At 43.7% G+C, this 18,595-nt stretch carries 14 protein-coding genes; 9 read left to right on the forward strand and 5 right to left on the reverse strand.

What is annotated here, in order from left to right:
- Positions 1-89 precede the first annotated feature (89 nt).
- Positions 90-1,019: a LysR family transcriptional regulator gene (locus tag O4M77_RS05335; protein ID WP_034702058.1), complete on the forward strand. Its 930-nt coding sequence runs from the start codon at positions 90-92 to the stop codon at positions 1,017-1,019.
- Between the two features lie 57 nt (positions 1,020-1,076).
- On the opposite strand, the gene O4M77_RS05340 is transcribed toward O4M77_RS05335, so the two are convergent.
- Complete coding sequence (locus tag O4M77_RS05340) at positions 1,077-2,288, reverse strand: aspartate aminotransferase family protein (RefSeq protein ID WP_323713968.1); 1,212 nt, start codon at positions 2,286-2,288, stop codon at positions 1,077-1,079.
- 160 nt (positions 2,289-2,448) lie between these two features.
- Here O4M77_RS05340 and grxD point away from each other — a divergent pair, with 160 nt between their 5' ends.
- A complete protein-coding gene (grxD, locus tag O4M77_RS05345) occupies positions 2,449-2,790 on the forward strand; it encodes a Grx4 family monothiol glutaredoxin (protein ID WP_034702064.1) in 342 nt (113 codons plus the stop codon).
- Positions 2,791-2,875: 85 nt separating this feature from the next.
- Here the strand turns inward: grxD and O4M77_RS05350 are convergent, their stop codons facing one another.
- Complete coding sequence (locus O4M77_RS05350) at positions 2,876-5,527, reverse strand: ATP-binding protein (RefSeq protein ID WP_323713969.1); 2,652 nt, start codon at positions 5,525-5,527, stop codon at positions 2,876-2,878.
- Between the two features lie 195 nt (positions 5,528-5,722).
- Here O4M77_RS05350 and O4M77_RS05355 point away from each other — a divergent pair, with 195 nt between their 5' ends.
- From O4M77_RS05355 to rpmE, 4 genes are all read left to right on the forward strand, one after another.
- Positions 5,723-7,876: an AmpG family muropeptide MFS transporter gene (locus O4M77_RS05355; protein WP_180130452.1), complete on the forward strand. Its 2,154-nt coding sequence runs from the start codon at positions 5,723-5,725 to the stop codon at positions 7,874-7,876.
- Between the two features lies 1 nt (position 7,877).
- Positions 7,878-8,279 (forward strand): lactoylglutathione lyase, encoded by a 402-nt coding sequence (gene gloA / locus O4M77_RS05360; RefSeq protein ID WP_004782618.1) that lies wholly within the window; start codon positions 7,878-7,880, stop codon positions 8,277-8,279.
- A gap of 144 nt (positions 8,280-8,423) precedes the next feature.
- Positions 8,424-9,401, forward strand: coding sequence for a bile acid:sodium symporter family protein (locus O4M77_RS05365; protein WP_323713970.1), 978 nt, complete (start codon positions 8,424-8,426; stop codon positions 9,399-9,401).
- A 203-nt stretch (positions 9,402-9,604) separates the two neighbouring features.
- Positions 9,605-9,829: a 50S ribosomal protein L31 gene (gene rpmE, locus O4M77_RS05370; RefSeq protein WP_004782616.1), complete on the forward strand. Its 225-nt coding sequence runs from the start codon at positions 9,605-9,607 to the stop codon at positions 9,827-9,829.
- A 97-nt stretch (positions 9,830-9,926) separates the two neighbouring features.
- Here the strand turns inward: rpmE and O4M77_RS05375 are convergent, their stop codons facing one another.
- The 3 genes from O4M77_RS05375 to epmB are packed head-to-tail and all read right to left on the reverse strand — an operon-like array spanning position 9,927 to position 14,851.
- Positions 9,927-12,092 carry an EAL domain-containing protein gene (locus O4M77_RS05375; RefSeq protein ID WP_323713971.1) on the reverse strand — a complete coding sequence of 722 codons (2,166 nt, stop codon included), beginning with the start codon at positions 12,090-12,092 and terminating at the stop codon, positions 9,927-9,929.
- Entirely contained in the window at positions 12,074-13,819 is a 1,746-nt protein-coding gene (locus O4M77_RS05380; protein ID WP_323713972.1) for a GTPase, read from the reverse strand. The genes O4M77_RS05375 and O4M77_RS05380 overlap by 19 nt, the downstream gene beginning before the upstream one ends.
- A 9-nt stretch (positions 13,820-13,828) precedes the next feature.
- On the reverse strand, positions 13,829-14,851 hold the full coding sequence (gene epmB, locus O4M77_RS05385; protein WP_323713973.1) for an EF-P beta-lysylation protein EpmB: 1,023 nt from the start codon (positions 14,849-14,851) through the stop codon (positions 13,829-13,831).
- 378 nt (positions 14,852-15,229) lie between these two features.
- Here epmB and efp point away from each other — a divergent pair, with 378 nt between their 5' ends.
- From efp to O4M77_RS05400, 3 genes are all read left to right on the forward strand, one after another.
- Positions 15,230-15,799 carry an elongation factor P gene (efp, locus tag O4M77_RS05390; RefSeq protein ID WP_004782608.1) on the forward strand — a complete coding sequence of 190 codons (570 nt, stop codon included), beginning with the start codon at positions 15,230-15,232 and terminating at the stop codon, positions 15,797-15,799.
- A 170-nt stretch (positions 15,800-15,969) separates the two neighbouring features.
- On the forward strand, positions 15,970-18,069 hold the full coding sequence (locus O4M77_RS05395; protein WP_004782607.1) for a carbon starvation CstA family protein: 2,100 nt from the start codon (positions 15,970-15,972) through the stop codon (positions 18,067-18,069).
- A 10-nt stretch (positions 18,070-18,079) separates the two neighbouring features.
- Positions 18,080-18,382, forward strand: a complete 303-nt coding sequence (locus tag O4M77_RS05400; protein WP_004782606.1) for a YbdD/YjiX family protein — start codon at positions 18,080-18,082, stop codon at positions 18,380-18,382.
- Positions 18,383-18,595 lie beyond the last annotated feature (213 nt).

Raw genomic sequence — 18,595 nt, forward strand, 5'->3', positions numbered from 1 at the left:
AAATAATGCAAAACGTAAATTTCACCGTATAATACAATGAGTTGCTTTTATCAAAAGATGAAGCATCTCATAAGTTTAGAGGGGAATTTATGTTAGATCAACTTCGAGCAATGGGTGTCTTTGCTTGTGTTGTGGAAAAGAACTCGTTTAGCGGTGCTGCACGTGAGCTAGGGATTACAACCAGCGCCGTGAGTCAACAAATTCGCTCTTTGGAACAGGATATGGAAGTTGTACTTCTAAATCGTTCTACGAGAAAATTAAGTCTGACCGAAGCGGGACAAGCTTTTTTTCACAGCTGCCAGGAAATGTTGTCTGCTGCTGAGCGTGGAAAGGTTCGCATTAACGAGTTACGTGATGATCTTGTTGGTGAACTTCGTATTGTATCCTTACCGGAAGTATGTGCGAATCATGTGATTCCTGCACTTTCTCACTGGATGTCCGCACACCGTGGCCTGACAGTCCACCTGGAAACAAACAATCATGAGGTTGATTTGTTGGAAGGGCGTATTGATATTGCCCTGCGATTTGACCAGAACGATGATGATCACAACCTTCAGGTTGTGCCATTAATGCAGATTGAACAGATTCTTGTTGCTGCGCCAAGCTATATTAACCAGACCGCCATTATCTCGCGTCCTGAAGACCTGAAACATCATGATGTTTTGCCTTTAACGCATATTAAAAATCATCAGAATTTCAGTTTTCAGCATGTGCATAGTGCAGAAAAGGTTGAATTTGAACTGAGCTCACGCTTTAGTACCAATAACAGCCTGGTTGCAAAAGCCATGTGCCTGCAAGGCAATGGGGTTGCCAAGATTTTATATCTTGATGTTAAAAAAGATTTATTAAATGGTTCACTGATTGAAGTCTTGCCTGAATGGAAACTTCCGCCAGTCACCCTTTATGCAGTTATGCCTAATCGAGAACAGCAACCGACTAAAGTCCTGCGCTGTCTGGAGGCATTGAAACAATATTTTAGCCAGATCTCTGGTGGACGTTTGTTACAAGTCGCATCATAAATTCCCTATAAACAAAAAAGCCGCTTTAAAGCGGCTTTTTTGTTGTTCAAGATAGACTTAAGCAAGATAAGCCTTGATCATTTTCACTAAACGTTTGATCAGCTGATCAGCCTGTTCCTGAGTAATGTTCAGGGTAGGCAACAGACGAACGACATTACCTGCAGTCACGTTGATAATGGTTTTGTATTCATCGCGTGCAATATCTACCAGCTCACCGCAGTCTTTAGGCAACTCAATCCCGATCATCAGACCGAAACCGCGTACAGTCACTTGATGATCTGCAAGCTGGTTACGTAACTGCTCAACAATATATGCACCTTTTTCAGCGGCATTGGCCACGATATTCTCTTTTTGCATAATATCGATAATGGTATAAACCACGCGTGAACCCAATGCAGTACCGCTATAAGTCGAACCGTGGTTACCCGCAGTCAAAACACCGACACCACGACCTTGAGTCATCACGGCACCAATCGGGAAGCCATTGCCCAGACCTTTAGCTGTGGTCAGTACATCCGGCACAATATTGGTGTGCTGATAAGCAAAATATTTACCGGTACGGCCATTACCTGTTTGTACTTCATCCAGCATCATCAACCAGTTGTGCTGATTACAGATCTGACGGATTTCTTCTAGGTAGCTAAAGCCTTGCGGTGCAGTGTTGACACCACCTTCACCCTGAATCGGTTCAACCAGAATAGCCACGATATCCGGATGGTTAATTGCAGCTTCTTCAATGGCTTCAATATCACCAAAAGGTACACGAATAAAGCCTTCAACCAATGGACCAAAGCCTTGTTGAACTTTTTTGTTACCGGTTGCAGACAGGGTTGCCAGCGTACGGCCATGAAAAGATTTGTCAGCTACAATAATTTTTGGTGACGCAATACCTTGCATATGACCGAATTTACGCGCAATTTTGATCGCACCTTCATTCGATTCTGCACCACTGTTGGAGAAGAAAACTTCTTCCATGCCAGCGACTTCAGCCAGTTTCTGTGCTGCAGCAGTTTGCCAAGGCACTTCAAACAGGTTACTGGTATGAATCAGGGTTGCAGCCTGTTCCGCAATTGCTTCAGCAATCACTGGATGAGCATGACCCAAACCGCAAACGGCGATCCCAGTTAAGGCATCTAAATACTCTGTACCATCTTCGGTATAAAGATATGCACCTCGTCCTCGGACAAAGCTGATCGGTTGACGACCAAAGACTGGCATCAAATGTGAAGGTTGATCAGTTTGTACCGGAGCGAGGGTAATATTGTTCATGACTAACTCTTTACTGTTAGGTGGAAAGAAAAACTTATATAAGCAAAAACTTGGTCAGATTTAAAGGGTAATTGTAAATAAAAATGGATTTATTACTTTAGACGTACTGTTTTTCTCTGTTTTGGGTATAATGCGAGACAGATTAGTTGAGGATTTATCAATGACTGAACAAGCACGCGATACCGAAGCGTTAATTCGTGACCAAATTGCCAAGCACGCAGTACTTCTTTATATGAAAGGCACACCACAATTTCCACAATGTGGTTTTTCTGCACGTGCGGTAGAAGCACTCAGTCAAATTGGTCGTCCATTTGCTTATGTTAATATTCTGGAAAACCCAGATATTCGTGCAACTCTGCCACAAATTGCGAACTGGCCGACATTCCCACAACTTTGGATCAATGGTGAATTGATCGGTGGTAGTGACATCATGCTAGAAATGTTCCAAAAAGGTGAATTACAGCCTTTAGTAGAGCAATACAGTCCAGCACCTGAAGCTTAATCCTTGGATTAAGCTGATAGATATGAAAAAGCGCTTCCGAAAGAAGCGCTTTTTTTATGGGTGAATAGTGAGGCAGGGGGCAGAATTAATCTTTTGCCTGATCCTCAGATTTTTCCAGTTCTTTTGATTCAGCAACCAAGGCCTCAGCTAAGGTATCTGGATCGGTCTGAACTTCCTTTATAGGCGCCTTATCTTTTTTCTTTTTCTTCTTTTCTTTCTTTTTCTTAGGTTCTTCCTCAAACTCGGCACCATCTTCAATGGCTTGCCAGTATTCGAGTTGGTCCATCACAGCAGCAAAGATCGAGTTTTTGCTATAACGACCTTTCTTGTCCATAGTCCCGACCGGACGTGCCATTAGAATTTCCAAAGCCTGCGCGATATTATCAATGGCATGAATATGGAACTGACCTTCTTCGACCGCAGCAATAACATCTTTACGTAACATCAGATGCTGCATGTTTTGTCGTGGAATAATCACACCCTGCTTACCTGTCAGGCCTTGCAGCTTACAGGCATCGAAGAAACCTTCAATTTTCGCATTAACTCCACCAATCGGTTGTACCTGACCAAGCTGGTTCATAGAACCGGTAATCGCCCAGGACTGGTCAATCGGTAACTGACTAATCGCAGAAATCAGCGCTGAAAGTTCAGCAACTGTCGCGCTGTCACCATCCACCTGACCATAGCTTTGTTCGAAAGCTAAAGCGGCAGAGAAGTGCAGGGTCTGTTCACGACCAAAATGGGCTTTTAGAAAAGAGGCCATCAATAGGACGCCCTTAGCATGCAAAGAACCGCCAAGTTCTACACTACGTTCGATATCCAGAATATCACCGCCACCTTGATATACAGAAGCAGTTAAGCGTGAAGGTAGACCAAATTCAACATCTGCATAATGAATCACAGACAGCGCATTGATTTGGCCTAGACGATGACCGCGAGTTTCAATCAGTTGAGTGCCACGGGTCAGATCTTGCCAGAATAGCTCACGTAAATAGCCTAAGCGATATTTACGATGATCCAGTGCGGTATTGATATGCTTTTCTGACACCATCTTATCACCCGCTTCGAATGCATGATGATGCGCTTCACGAATCAGGTCGCCCAGCGTTAATGCATGTAGTGACAGGGAACTCTGATCTTCAGCCTGACGGCTTGAGTCGGTCAGCAGAGCAGATAATGCAGAACGGTCAAATGGTAATAATTTATCTGATTGCACATAGTCAGCAATGAGCTGCATATAGGCTTGCTCATTTTCATCATTACGTTGCAAGGTATCGGTAAAATCAGCACGGATTTTAAAGATACTGCCTAGTTCTGGTTCAAGTTCCAGAATTTCATAATAAATTTCTGGCTCTGCCAGCAGCACCACTTTGATATTCAGCGGAATAGAAGCTGGTTCAATGGAAATGCTACCGGTGAGAGTCAGCATATGCTCTAAAGATGAAAGCTTGAGATGCCCAGATTTCAGGGCACGTTTCAGACCTTGCCATGCATATGGCTGTTCCAGTAATTGTTCAGCTTCAAGCATCAGGAAACCGCCATTGGCATTATGCAAGGAGCCGGGACGGATCAGTGTGAAATCTGTAGTAATCGTACCATTTTGGGTCAACTGTTCCACATGACCCAATAGATTGTAATGCGTCGGGAAATCTTCAAAAATAACGGGTGCACCGCTATTTGGCTTATGGGTGACAATCACATTGGCCTGGAAGCGCGCTGGTACGCGGCTAAACTGGGCAGGGGTAAAATCGTCTTCTTCCTGTTCCAGTACAATTTCAACATTATTAATAATGTCTTCAGCATATTGCTTCAGATATTGTTCCAGACCTTCGACATGCTTGAATTTAGTCAGCATCTGCTCAACGCGTGGCATGACTACCTGTTTAGCGATATCACGGTTCAATACTTGAACACGGTCACGCGCATCATCTTCCAGGTCACCCAAATGAAGTCCCAGGCGTTCCAGTTTCTTGTCCATGTAACGCATGTTAGAAGCAATCTCAGCACGATCTTTATTGCTTAAAGCATTCAGATCTTCCTGAGACATTTCCTGTACTTTGTCATCTTTCAGATGAATTGGCACAAAACAATGTTCATCATTGCGGGAAATCAGTTTCAGATCGAGTTCTTCACCTTCACGGGTTAGTTCGATCAAGGCGAGTTGCTGTTCATCACCCGTTTCCTGGCGAATCATTTCAATCCTGTTGTGATAGCTTTCCGCAGTAAAACGACGTTCAAGCTGTTTTAGAATGGATTGCCAGCTTTGATGCAGCATCGCCTGAAACTTGGGCCCCTGACCGGCTGGAAATTCCAGTGCGATAGGCTGACGAGGATTCTGAAAATTATTGACGTAGACCCAGTCATTTGGCGTTTGCATGGTTTTGGCATGTTGCTGCAGCAAACGCTTCACCATGGTGCGTTTACCGAGTCCAGCTGTACCCACGGCAAAGATGTTATAGCCTGAATATGGCAGGGCAATACCGGCTTCAACCGAAGCACGGGCACGGTCCTGGCCTAGAAAATTATTTAAAGGCTTGATTCGCTTGGTCGATGCCGGGATTTTATCCGGATCGGCAATACGCGTCAGTTGTGCCGGTTTCAGGCATGTCTTTTCAAGGGTTGGTGTAATTTCGCTTTGTTCAAAGGCTGAGATAAGTAGGTCGGAGCTGATGTTTTGTTGAGATATAGTTGTATTACTTGAAATTGAAGAATGAATTTGATCGAGTCTCTGAGTCACTGTTGAAAGTCCAAAACGAAATATGACGTGGATAAGGTTTAAGGTATACAGATTTACTTGAAAAATTCAAGCCAACATGTCAGTTTTGCCACAAAATAAAAAACGGGTATGCGAGAAATATATAAATTTTGTTGAAAGATACGTTATTAAAGGATTGAATAGCAGCAATTGGTTTTCGTGGAAAATAACAAGGCAATGACAACACAAACGACGGGTTGGAAATCCGCATTTACAGCATTTCTGGATCGACGTGCCCTGATCATGCTGTTTCTCGGATTTTCAGCCGGTGTCCCGATTCTTTTGATTTTTTCCAGTTTGTCTTTATGGCTCGGTGAAGCCGGAATCAGTAAAAGTGCCGTGACCTTTTTCAGCTGGGCTGCCCTTGGCTATTCATTCAAGTTCGTCTGGGCGCCACTGATCGATGAATTACCTGTCCCATTTTTGACTAAAGCTTTGGGTAGACGAAGAGCCTGGCTATTGATTGCCCAGATCCTGATTGTAACTGCGATTTCAATTATGGCTTTTTCAGATCCAGCATTGGGGCAGGCACATTTACAGCAGATGGCACTAGGTGCCGTTCTGCTAGGCTTCTCAGCGGCAACACAGGATATTGTCATTGATGCTTACCGTATCGAGCTGGCCGAAACCCAGATGCAGACCGTACTGGCTTCCACCTATAACGCGGGTTACCGGATCGGGATGATTGTGGCTGGGGCTGGGGCTCTGTTTCTGGCGGCGTATTTAGGTACGGCCAAAGGCAACTATATCTATGATGCCTGGAAATGGACTTATCTGGCGATGGCAGCGGTTATGCTGGTTGGGATTATTACCACACTGGTCATCCGTGAGCCTCAAGTGGATCGGGCACGTAAAGATTATCAGCGTAGCGATTATTTCCGTCTGGTCGGCGTGTTTTTTGTGGCTGTCATCAGCTTTGTTTTGAGCTATGTCTATTCCGGTGACTTGGTATCGAGTTTCACTGAGCAATGGGCGATTCAAGATACTTTTGCCTTGTTCTGTTTTGAGGCTTTACGCTTTATCGGTTCAGGTGCTGTCGCTTTCGGTGTGGGTACGATTCTGGTCAAAATGGGTGCTGTGAATAAGCAAATGGCATTCGAAACCTGGGTCAATCCCGTAGCAGATTTCTTTGATCGCTATGGCTTAAAGCTGGCTTTGGTGCTGTTATTGCTGATCGGTTTCTATCGGGTCTCCGATATTATTGCCGGTGTGATTTCCAATGTGTTCTATCAGGATCTGAATTTCAGCAAGGAGCAGATTGCTGAAGCCGTGAAAGTGTATGGGGTGATTTTCTCTCTGCTTGGCGGTTTCTTAGGTGGCTTGCTGGCCCAGAAAATGAACATCATGAAACTGATGTTTGTAGGCGCAATTCTGGCCTGTTCAACCAATCTGATTTTTATTGGCTTAGTGAAGTCTGGTGAAAAGCTGGGGCAGGTCGAAGTTCAGGTAGGTCAGCAAACCTTTCGAGCAGATACAGATGAAGTCGGTTACTGGAAACTGAATGTACCCACTACTGCTTTTAAAGAGGCCGAACAGATTCAGGTTCGTGCACATTATCTGAATCATCCGGCAGATGCAGTACAAGTCAACCTGCCTTATCTGCAACAGAATGCTTCGCAAGCAGCACAATTACAGCTTCTGCCTGTTACCACAGATAACCTGATCAGTGCCAATGAGCAGGAGAATAGCATCGTGGTTCGCGGTCAGTATCTAGGGCCGGATTTAACTGCAGAGCAAAAAATTGTATTAGAGCTGAATGGCGATAAATTCGATGCCAAGCTGGATGAAGAGCGTGTCTTTAGTGCTGCTATTCCTGCCGAGAAACTGATTACTGCACCTGTGAAGCGAATCAATGCAAGCTTAATGCAGCAGGAGCAGCCAATAGTGACCCAGCAGCATTCATATGCTGTGGACTTGTCGCAGACTCAGGCCAATCCGATGGATATTGATATTCAGCCGATTACAATTGGAACAGGCGAGAATGTTGAAATTCAAGGTAAAGTGATTAAACCGTATAGTTCATGGTGGCTATATTTTGCAATTATTGTCGATAATCTGGCCGCAGGTCTCGCAGGCGCTGCTTTTATTGCCTTCCTGTCCAGTCTGACCAGTGTGTCCTTTACCGCTGTTCAGTATGCTATTTTTAGCTCACTCATGACCTTGACTCCTAAGATTTTAGGTGGATATTCGGGTACTATAGTGACCAATATCGGTTATCCGAATTTCTTCCTGATGACCACTTTAATCGGGATTCCAATCCTGATTCTGGTCGTTTGGGTGGCAAAATTGCTCGGTGAACACCAAAAACAATCTGTAAATAAGGATGATTAATATGCGCATGCTGCATACCATGTTACGTGTAGGCAATCTGGAACAATCACTCAAGTTCTATACTGAAGTTCTTGGTATGACTTTACTTCGTAAGCGTGATTATGAAGAAGGTCGTTTTACCTTGGCTTTTGTGGGTTATGGCGATGAGGAAAATCACACTGTGCTTGAACTGACCCATAACTGGGATACAGAAAGCTATGACCTAGGCAATGGCTACGGTCATATTGCGATTGCGGTAGATGATGCTTATAAAGCTTGTGAAGAAATCAAAGCACGTGGTGGCAATGTCGTTCGTGAAGCTGGCCCAATGAAAGGCGGTGTCACTGTCATTGCATTTGTGGAAGATCCAGACGGCTATAAAATCGAGCTAATCCAGCAAGACAACAACGCACGTAATAACTAAGTGTTATAAAGCGATATATGTGAAATGTATTCATGTATGGATGAAAATATTACATCAATCTGAATGCATAACATGGACCCGGCATCTGTTAAGATAGCCGGGTATTTTTTATCGAATAATAAAATTTTGAGGGAAGGACATCAGATGCTTAAACTGCTGGCATTGGACCGCTTTACGATCTTGCTCTTTGTTATGGTGTTACTGGCCAGTGTATTGCCAGTGTCAGGGCAGGCAGCTGAAGTCTTTAGCTGGATCACCACAGCAGCCATCGCGATCCTGTTTTTCCTACATGGTGCCAAGCTTTCGCGTGAAGCCGTAATTGAAGGCTTGATGCACTGGAAATTACACACTTTGGTCTTTGCGTTGACCTTTGCACTCTTTCCAATTCTAGGTTTGCTGGCAAAGCCAATATTATTGCCAATGCTGGGGCAGGAATTATATTGGGGATTCCTGTTTATGTGCTTCTTGCCATCAACCGTACAGTCTTCGATCGCCTTTACCTCAGTGGCTCAAGGAAATATTGCTGGTGCGATCTGTAGTGCTTCATTTTCCAATATTATCGGGATGTTCATTACCCCGATGCTGGTGGCATTCTTTATTCTTGGACAATCCCAGCACGGTTTCGATCCGACGGTATCGATCCTGCAGATTACACTGCTGTTATTGGTGCCTTTTATTTTAGGTCAGTTACTACGTCCCTGGATCTTCCCAAAAATGCAAAAAATGCCGAAGATCGTCAAGGTATTCGATCAGGGCTCAATTCTGATGGTGGTTTATGGGGCATTTAGCAGTGCGGTGGTGGCTGGACTTTGGCGTGAAGTCAGCTTAAGTACTTTGCTCTTGCTGCTGCTGGCATGTTCGGTTTTATTGACCATCGTAATGCTATTGTCGCTATTTATTCCACGCTGGTTAGGCTTTAATCGTGCCGACCAAAAAACGGTGTTCTTCTGTGGTTCTAAAAAAACGCTGGCCAGTGGTGTACCGATGGCACAGATTCTGTTTATTGGTCAGCCACTTGGTATGATAGTTTTACCGATTATAATTTTCCATCAAATCCAGCTTATGGCCTGCGGTGTGATTGCGAATCTCTGGGCCAAACAGGCGGTACATACAGAAGAATAATTCGCTTATTGCTTTTGTTTGCCGTATAATACTGCCCAACTTGTTGTGCTTAGCTCTGACGGTATCCGTCTCGGTGGGCCAAAAGAATGGTCTGTTGTGGTGTTGATCTGCCTGAATCCTGTTTCTGGCCCTTCCTCAATATTTGAGAGTGATCAATTGCGATGACAGCAAAACCTTCTTTCATCTTAATGGAGTAATCGACGATGCGCGCCGATATTCACCCAAAATACGAAAAACTAGTTGCTACTTGTTCATGTGGTAACGTAATCGAAACTCGTTCAGCTGTTGGTAAAGAAACTCTTTACCTAGACGTATGCTCAGCTTGCCACCCATTCTACACTGGTAAGCAAAAGAACGTTGACACTGGCGGCCGTATCGACAAGTTCAAACAACGTTTTGCTGGTATGTCACGTTCTGTTAAACGTTAATACCCAAAATGAAAAAACGGGCTTTATGCCCGTTTTTTTGTGCCTGCAATTTAGAAAATCATTTCACGTTTCTAGATTGAAAGGCGAGTACAAGACCTTAGTGGTCTTGTACATCAATCAGATGATCCAGTTTTTTCTGGAAATAATCACCCTGAATAAAGCGGGCATCGACGTTCCAGGCATTCGCAAATAAGGTCATGTCATTCAGTTCACGAATCATGATATTCACTGGTTTGATTTCATTGTACGTGGTGATTTTTTCCTGTAACTGTTCAATTTCAGCATCATTGTTCAGCATCTTGGTCAGTTTGCTATCCAGGCTCAGACCATTAATATCGAACTCACGTAGCAGGGTTTCACTATACATAGAGTGACCAAAGTTACGAATCGCAATCCGCGCGCCATGTTCACGTAAAGTACGTAGATATTTCTGCGCATCCTGCTGGTTCATCAGGATATCCTCTTCAGAGAACTGTAAAGTTAAAGGATGCTCGACTTTACTGCGAATAATGGTAATCAGTTTGGAAATAAATTCAGGGAAAGTACGGTCTTTAAATAGCACCGCACGGTTCAGGTTCACGATTAAACGGGCATCCGGATACTGGGTAATAAAGTTGTGCAACTGCTTGCTTGATTCAACCAGAATCCAACGATCCAGTTTAATAGACAATTCATCATCTTCATTAAGTTCCATCAAGGAAGAAATATCCTGCCATTTATTTTCAAAGATAAAGCCACTAGTCACCTCATACATATAGAGGTTGGTATCTTCTTTATCATAGAGCTGTTGATATTTCAGATGAATTTCACCACGTTCCAGACATTCACGCAGTGCTTTTAATACTGGAGAGGTTGTGAGTGGTACAGTGCTGACTGCCGGACTGACCGGTATGGACTCAGACGCTGGAATAACGGGTTCTGAAACCGTGAAGTCAATGCTCGGCATTGAAATCGATTCCTGAGTCGTTGCAGTAATATCCAGAACAAATTCAGACGTTTTTTGTGCTTGTGGTAAAGGAGTAGAGAAGGCCCGACCGACTAATTCATTACAATGGCTTTCATCACGCAACTCACCGTCAAGCAGGGTATAACCGATGCGTAGATTGAGCGGATAAGTTTGCTGATTCACTGTAATAAGCTGTGGTTTGGTCAATGAACCTAACCCAACAAGTTTGGATTCCAGAATGTCTTGCGCATCTGCCTGAATGATCCCCACCAGAACATCATGTTCCAGTTTAAAGAGTGGAATACGAACCTGCTCTTTTAGAAATTTCTTAACTTCATGGAAATAACCTATGTAGGTCGCCCAATCACCATTCAGGACTTGCGGCTCATACGCAGCAAAGGAGAACGTGATCAATGCATTGGCTTTGGCCGGTTCACGATTGAGTTCACGCTTAAGTGACTGTAAGGTATTTGGCTTGTTTGCAACTTTTTCAGAAGAGGCACTCGCCTGATTAGTCGCTGTATCAATCGTGATTTGAAGTGCATCTTCTTCAGCGCTAGATGCCAGAAATTCCAGTTTTAGCGGGTTGGCAGCAGCCACATTTGGATTCGAAGAAGTAATATCAAAACGGCCTAAATCAAACTGACCCTGAGAAATCTTTTTAAAGCGGGATTTAAAATCATTTAAATCTTGCGGCTGTAATAGGTCTAAAAGTGGCAGACCGATAATATCGTCCTCGCTTTTGAGTCCAAACAATTTGAGATAATCGGCATTGGCCTGAATATGGATGCCTTCCTGAATGGTTGCGACTGCACGGTTACTATCTTCTACCAGTGATTGTGCCTGGCTTTGTGCAGTTTCCAGTTCTTCCATTAAATGGCGCTGGGCTTGCATGGTACGGCTAAAGGAAAGGGCACGCACCAGATTCAGGAAGAAGCGGTCTGGATAATCCAGATTCAGAATGTCAAAAATGCCTTTACGGATATATTGGGCATATTGTTCAGCCTGATAATCTTCTGGTTTTAACAAAAGAATAGGAAGGTCAGGTTGCTGCGAAAGTTGAACCAGACTTAAGGCCTGTTCATATTTCAGATCATACGCACGACCAAAAATAATCAGGTCCCAGTTAAAGTTTAACTGTTTTTCAAAAGATTGCAGATCATCAAGCAGAACGGCGTCGACCTGATATTCATTACTGGTTAAGAGATCACGGATTTGGTTATATCTAATTTGATTATCATCAATGATCAGTAAACGTGTTTCAGTACGTTTTAACTTTTTAGACAATAATGGATTTCTCACTTCAATGCTTCCCATAAATCGTGATTTCTAGTTTCATTCAATTGCTTATGTATAAAGTTTTCGATGACATCTTCTTCTTGATCATTTAATAATTCATAGTCAAAACGGATAAAACTTTGTGTAATGAGCTGTGCCTTGGTCAGGTAGATTCTGAGTTCTTTTTGGCCAAGACGTAAATGAATGGTCTGTTTTTCCCTAAACATTTGTGAGCCAGAGACAATAATACTGGTTGAGACCTGATCGAGTTGGGTCATCTGTACCAGAATAGCTGGCTGATAATTGATACTATGTTTGTCGGTACGGGCATAGACTGCGCAAGGGAACAGTTCCTGTGCGAGAATTTCCAGACCAATTTCCAGACTTTTATCTGCTGACTGTTTGATCCAGCGAATGACTCCGCCACGCCACTGGCTTTGAGATTTTTCCTGAACCAGAATAAATTCACCAGTTTTCAGATTGGCAGGCGTGATACCTGACCATTTAATCCGGTAACCATTGACACTGATATCGAGAACTTCAGCGGTATGAATCTGTTTGGCTTCGCGATCGAGCGCCTTGATACTGCTGAATCCGCTTGGAACGGCATTATGCATTGAGCTGACAAAACTGCTTTCGCTCTGGAAACCATAATTACCTTCCAGTTCCAGCGTTTCATTAAAGTTTTTACCCTTAGACAGATAAAAATGCGCCACCGTTAAGCCAAAGCAGATATTGATCTGTGCGGAATATTCATAACGTTCATGACGGCGTTCGACATTATTCGAAAGCAGGTTATAGATATGAAAATGCAGGGCAGGTGTCAGGAACAGTTTTTCATTACGTGACAGATACTGGGCATTTTTGCTTTGCGTACCGGTCAGGTGTTCCATCAGGTTTTGTGTCGAAATATAGAAGCTCGGCTGGAAATGCTGACCCTGATGAGAATTCAGTAAAGGCGGATGATCTTTGCTGGCATCGACCACATAACGTGACAGTGTGGTTTCTTTTGGCAGAATCTGAACCAGTTTTGCCCAGTCCGCACTGCATAAATATAAACCCTGAATTTCAGCTGGACGGATCTGATGGGTATTGAAAATATCCAGCAAAATCAGTCGTGCATAGGCTTGGGCAATATTCTGGATTTCGTGCTGGGTGCCAAGAACCTGATTGATGTTGGTCTGATAGAAATTATTTTCCATCGCACATTCCAGCAACTGATGTGCTGCCAACCACTGACCGGCACCAGGTGTGCTATACAGCATATGCTGTTGATAGAGCAGCAGGCTTAACTGTTGCAGGCCATAGTAGATGGACACCATCCGGGCACTTTGCAGGCTTTTCTTTTTGCCCAAGGAAAATAGTGAAAACTTTTGATGATTCAGCTGATGATTACAGCGTTTGGCAATATCTATATAGATTTTGGCAAAATAGCTGCGTAACAGCATAGCCAGCTCAATAATCTGGTCATTGCGATCTGTCGTGATCAGACCCTGATTGACGAAATGTTTCTCAAGACTGGCCAAAACATTTTCAAGGGTAGGGTGCAATACCTGAATCAGGTCAAAACGCAAGGTTTCCGCACATTTCAGTTCGGAAATTTCCAGTAAAGCACTGAACAGAGACTTGGATGAATTCCCCAATTGCAGGATTGAAATTCCTGCGACCCATTCCTGCAATGCTTTGGCATTTGTGGGACAAAAACTTAGCTGTTCTATGGTGAGTTCAGCCGTTGTCTGAAAAATGTCTGCAGTATGCTTACTCATCTTTATTATTTAACTCAAAAATGTTGAAACCCCAAAAAGCGGTGTCTTATTCTTCTCGCCCGCTATTTCTCGAACTAGTTTAGGAACCAGATACCCCGGTAGGTTCGCTAAAACTTCTGTATAAATCTCATTGATGTGCTCAGCAGGTAAATCAAAATGATGCGCACCTTTTACTTTATCAAGTACATGTAAATAATAGGGCATCACGCCAGCATCAAACAAGCGATAGCTTAAATCAATCAAAACTTGAGCAGAATCATTAACCCCTTTTAATAAAACTGCTTGATTGAGTACCGTGATCTGATGCTGAACCAGCTGATTAAGCTGCTTACAGGTCAGGTCATCCAGCTCTGATGCATGGTTCGAGTGTACCACTAGAATAATACGTAGCCTACTGTTTTTTAACATGCTTAGTAGCTCTTCGTCGATCCGGTTTGGGATCACAATAGGAACTCGTGAATGTATTCTTAAAAATTTGAGATGTGGTACCGATTCTAGTCGTTCAATCCAGGTTTTTAATTTTCGGTTAGATAAGGTCAGTGGATCGCCGCCGCTTAGAATTACTTCATTAATATCTGGCTGGCTTTCCAGATATTGTTTGATATTGATCCAGTCCTCATTTTTAGGCAGGTTTTCCTGATAGGGGAAATGGCGTCGGAAACAGTAACGACAGTGGACTGCACAGGCACCGGTCAAGGTCAGTAGAAAACGTGACTTATATTTATGTAGAACACCAGGCTGCTGGTTGGCCTGTTCTTCACCTAGGGGATCGGTGACAAATCCCGGATGGTCTTCCAGTTCCAGATGATGCGGTAACACTTGTAATAAAAGTGGATCTAAAGGATTGCCTGGCTGCATTCTGGAAACAAAAGCTCGCGGCACACGTAGTTTAAAGGCTTGAGAGGCCAGCAGAACACCAGATAACAGCTGATCTGGAGAAAGCTGTAGAATTTGCAGTAATTCCTGTGGATCGGTGATCAGGTCGCTCAGTTGCGATTGCCAATTTGCTTCTTGATATAAATACTGTGTCATGCCGGAAGATCAAAAAAAGATGAAGGCGATAGCCAGAAGTGCGCAGTTTAGCAGTTTGTCTACAGATGGGAATGTGAAAGCTGGCTAAAATTTCTCTAAACACGATCAGTTTGCTATGGTATGCAAAAGCATAGAGACTTTTATGTGTTTGGAAGACTGGTTGTGCATCAGTATTGGAATAGCTGATGCTAAGTTAAGCAGTGTCAGCAAGTTAAAACCGATTTTTTCGTTGCGACTTGGTGTATTGCTCATTTAGAATACGCAACATTAAATGAATGTGCATGTGGCAACTCATGTTCGTGTCAGACTTGCTAAATGACATTGCAACAGCCCATAGCATCAATAGCTTAAAGTTAGTAAGTTTGGAGTGAGCCAATCATGGCCTATTATTCTACGAACGATTTCAAGTCTGGCCTGAAGGTTATGCTTGATGGTAACCCATGTTCAATCATGGAAAACGAATACGTTAAACCAGGTAAAGGCCAGGCGTTCAACCGCGTTAAATTACGTAACCTTCGCAGTGGTAAAGTTTTGGAAAAAACTTTTAAATCTGGTGATTCTCTAGAAGCTGCAGACATCGTAGAAGTAGAAATGGAATATTTGTACAACGATGGCGAAATGTGGAACTTCATGGATCCTGTAACCTTTGAACAGATCGCTGCTGATAAAACAGCAATGGGCGATGCTGCAAAATGGTTAAAAGACGATTCAAATGAAAAATGTACTATCATGTTGTGGAATGGCGTACCTTTAACAGTAAGCCCACCAAACTTTGTAGTATTAAAAATTGTTGAAACTGATCCAGGTGTTCGTGGCGATACTTCTGGCGGTGGCGGTAAACCAGCGAAACTTGAAACAGGTGCAGTAGTACGTGTTCCATTATTCGTTCAGCAAGAAGAAAGCGTTCGTGTAGACACTCGTACTGGTGACTATTTAGAACGTGCATAATGGTCGGAAAATAGACTATTATCAAAGGGGATGACTAAAATCATCCCTTTTTTTATGCCAAAGTCTTAGAGGAATTCGAAAGGAACAAGCGTAAAGTCGCAAGGGAAAACAGCAGTACCTCGAATAAAAAAATCACGCTGATTTATATGCTTCACAAAATGAGGGATTGAATGGAAACTTTACAACAGAAGTCAACCATGACTTCGAAAATCATCTGGCTCCTGGTAGCCATAGTCGGGGCAGTCTCCTTCGGGATACTTGCACTCAGTCGTGGTGAGCATGTGAATGCAGTCTGGCTGGTACTGGCCGCAGCCTGTGTGTACAGCATCGCTTACCGTTTCTACAGTTTATTTATTGCCAATAAAGTTTTTGAACTGAACGCACGCCGTTTAACACCCGCACATCGTCTGGGTGATGGTCTGGATTATGTGCCGACCAATAAAAGCGTGTTATTCGGTCACCATTTTGCCGCGATTGCCGGTGCGGGTCCTTTAGTCGGTCCTATCCTTGCAGCGCAGATGGGTTATCTGCCAGGCACGATCTGGCTACTGGTCGGTGTGGTACTGGCAGGTGCGGTACAGGACTTCCTGGTACTGTTTATTTCTACCCGTCGTGACGGCCGTTCACTGGGTGAAATGGCAAAACAGGAACTGGGTACCTTTGCTGGTATTATCGTGATGCTTGGTGCGCTGGGTGTAATGATCATCATCCTTGCAGTATTGGCGCTAGTGGTTGTTAAAGCGCTGACCAACAGTCCATGGGGTGTATTCAGTATTGCCGCTACGATTCCGATCGCCATCTTCATGGGAATCTACATGCGATTTATCCGTCCGGGTAAAATTGCAGAAGTTTCGATCATTGGTTTCGTATTGATGATGCTTGGCATTATCTATGGTGAAAATGTTGCACAGCATCCATACTGGGGACAGCTATTTACCTTAACAGGTACTGAACTGACTTGGGCACTGATCATTTACGGTTTCATTGCATCGGTTTTGCCCGTCTGGTTATTGCTTGCACCGCGTGACTATTTATCTACCTTTCTGAAAATTGGTGTGATTGCCGGTCTGGCGATTGGCATTCTGTTCGCGATGCCGGAAATGAAATTGCCAGCGATTACTAAATTTGTCGATGGTACAGGCCCAGTATTTGCGGGTTCAATGTTCCCATTTCTGTTTATTACCATTGCTTGCGGTGCGATTTCTGGTTTCCACGCACTGGTTTCTTCAGGGACGACACCGAAACTGGTCAACAACGAACGTGATATCCGGATAATCGGTTATGGCGGTATGTTGATGGAATCCTTTGTAGCGATCATGGCTTTGATCTGTGCCGCGATTCTTGATCCAGGTGTGTACTTCGCGATTAACTCACCAGCAGCACTACTAGGTACAACCGTAGATACTGCGGCTGAAGCAGTACGTAATCTTGGTTTTGTGGTAACGCCTGAAGCGCTGACTCTCTTGGCTCAGGAAGTAGGTGAGAACTCGATTCTGTCACGTACGGGTGGTGCACCAACTTTCGCGATTGGTATGGCGCATATCATTACCGAAATCTTTAACAGTCGTGAAATGATGGCCTTCTGGTATCACTTTGCAATTCTGTTTGAAGCTTTATTCATTCTGACCGCAGTAGATGCGGGTACGCGTGCATGTCGCTTCATGGTTCAGGATACAGTTGGTATCGTGATTCCTGCAGTAAAACAATCTCATAACTTCTTCGGTAATATGCTGGGTACAGCCATTGCTGTTGCTGGCTGGGGTTTCTTCGTTTATCAGGGCGTTGTTGATCCATTAGGCGGTATTAACAGCTTGTGGCCATTGTTCGGTATTGGTAACCAGATTCTGGCTGCAATGGCATTGATTTTGGGTACTGTGATTCTGTTCAAGATGAAGAAAGAGAAATATGTGTGGGTAACCATTGTTCCAACCGTATTCCTGTTTATTACTTCAATGACGGCAGGCTGGCAGAAGATTTTCCATGAAAATCCAAAGATCGGTTTCCTGGCACAGGCAGAGCGTTTCAATACGGCAATTGCGAATAATGAAATTCTGGCACCAGCGAAAACCCTGGCTGAAATGCAGACTGTCGCAATGTCGAACCAGATCAACGCAGCACTTTGTGGCTTCTTCATGATCGTAGCGTTTGTAATGCTATTTGCTGCGATTGGCGTGATCCGTCGTGCCCTGGCGAGCCCGGTACCAACCGTAAATGAAGCAGAAGCAGTATATCGCGATCCTGAAGAAATTCAGCCTGCAAAAGGACATTAAGGAGCAGCGCATGAACTTGAAGTTTGCTAAAGGTGGAAAAGCGGTTATCTATAAAATCATCAAGATGACCGTGATGTCACAAAAAGACTTAATCCTGAACCCGAAAAACTGGTCACGGATTGCGACGTTGTGGCAGCGTTTACAGCAGAGTTTCCGCCTGATGGTGGGTGTGCCGGATTATCAGACCTATCTGGCGCATATGAAAAAGCACCATCCTGATCTGGAAGCGATGGACCCTAAAACATTTTATCGTCACTGTGTAGATTCGCGTTATCCATCTGCCGGTGGAGATATGAAGAAGTGTCCATGCTAATGGATGAATAAAATGAGCGCCTTTCGGGGCGCTTTTTTACGGGCAAATTTTAGGATTCAAACAAGATAAAACAAAATTATGATCTATTTTGACATTGGGAATTTAAATTTTTAAAAGTCTTTACCTTTTAGGTATAAGTTCAGATCTCAAAGGTTTTTAATAACCTGTTTTCTCTAATAAATATGCCAATCAAAATGTAATTTTTCTAAACTT

Source organism: Acinetobacter sp. YWS30-1 (genome assembly GCF_033558715.1).
Classification (GTDB): domain Bacteria; phylum Pseudomonadota; class Gammaproteobacteria; order Pseudomonadales; family Moraxellaceae; genus Acinetobacter.

Bases quoted from the DNA above. Each gene is read 5' to 3' on its own strand.
- O4M77_RS05335 (WP_034702058.1), top strand. From the start codon at position 90: ATGTTAGATCAACTTCGAGCAATGGGTGTCTTTGCTTGTGTTGTGGAA.
- O4M77_RS05340 (WP_323713968.1), bottom strand. From the start codon at position 2,288: ATGAACAATATTACCCTCGCTCCGGTACAAACTGATCAACCTTCACAT.
- grxD (WP_034702064.1), top strand. From the start codon at position 2,449: ATGACTGAACAAGCACGCGATACCGAAGCGTTAATTCGTGACCAAATT.
- O4M77_RS05355 (WP_180130452.1), top strand. From the start codon at position 5,723: ATGACAACACAAACGACGGGTTGGAAATCCGCATTTACAGCATTTCTG.
- gloA (WP_004782618.1), top strand. From the start codon at position 7,878: ATGCGCATGCTGCATACCATGTTACGTGTAGGCAATCTGGAACAATCA.
- O4M77_RS05365 (WP_323713970.1), top strand. From the start codon at position 8,424: ATGCTTAAACTGCTGGCATTGGACCGCTTTACGATCTTGCTCTTTGTT.
- rpmE (WP_004782616.1), top strand. From the start codon at position 9,605: ATGCGCGCCGATATTCACCCAAAATACGAAAAACTAGTTGCTACTTGT.
- O4M77_RS05375 (WP_323713971.1), bottom strand. From the start codon at position 12,092: ATGGGAAGCATTGAAGTGAGAAATCCATTATTGTCTAAAAAGTTAAAA.
- O4M77_RS05380 (WP_323713972.1), bottom strand. From the start codon at position 13,819: ATGAGTAAGCATACTGCAGACATTTTTCAGACAACGGCTGAACTCACC.
- epmB (WP_323713973.1), bottom strand. From the start codon at position 14,851: ATGACACAGTATTTATATCAAGAAGCAAATTGGCAATCGCAACTGAGC.
- efp (WP_004782608.1), top strand. From the start codon at position 15,230: ATGGCCTATTATTCTACGAACGATTTCAAGTCTGGCCTGAAGGTTATG.
- O4M77_RS05395 (WP_004782607.1), top strand. From the start codon at position 15,970: ATGGAAACTTTACAACAGAAGTCAACCATGACTTCGAAAATCATCTGG.
- O4M77_RS05400 (WP_004782606.1), top strand. From the start codon at position 18,080: ATGAACTTGAAGTTTGCTAAAGGTGGAAAAGCGGTTATCTATAAAATC.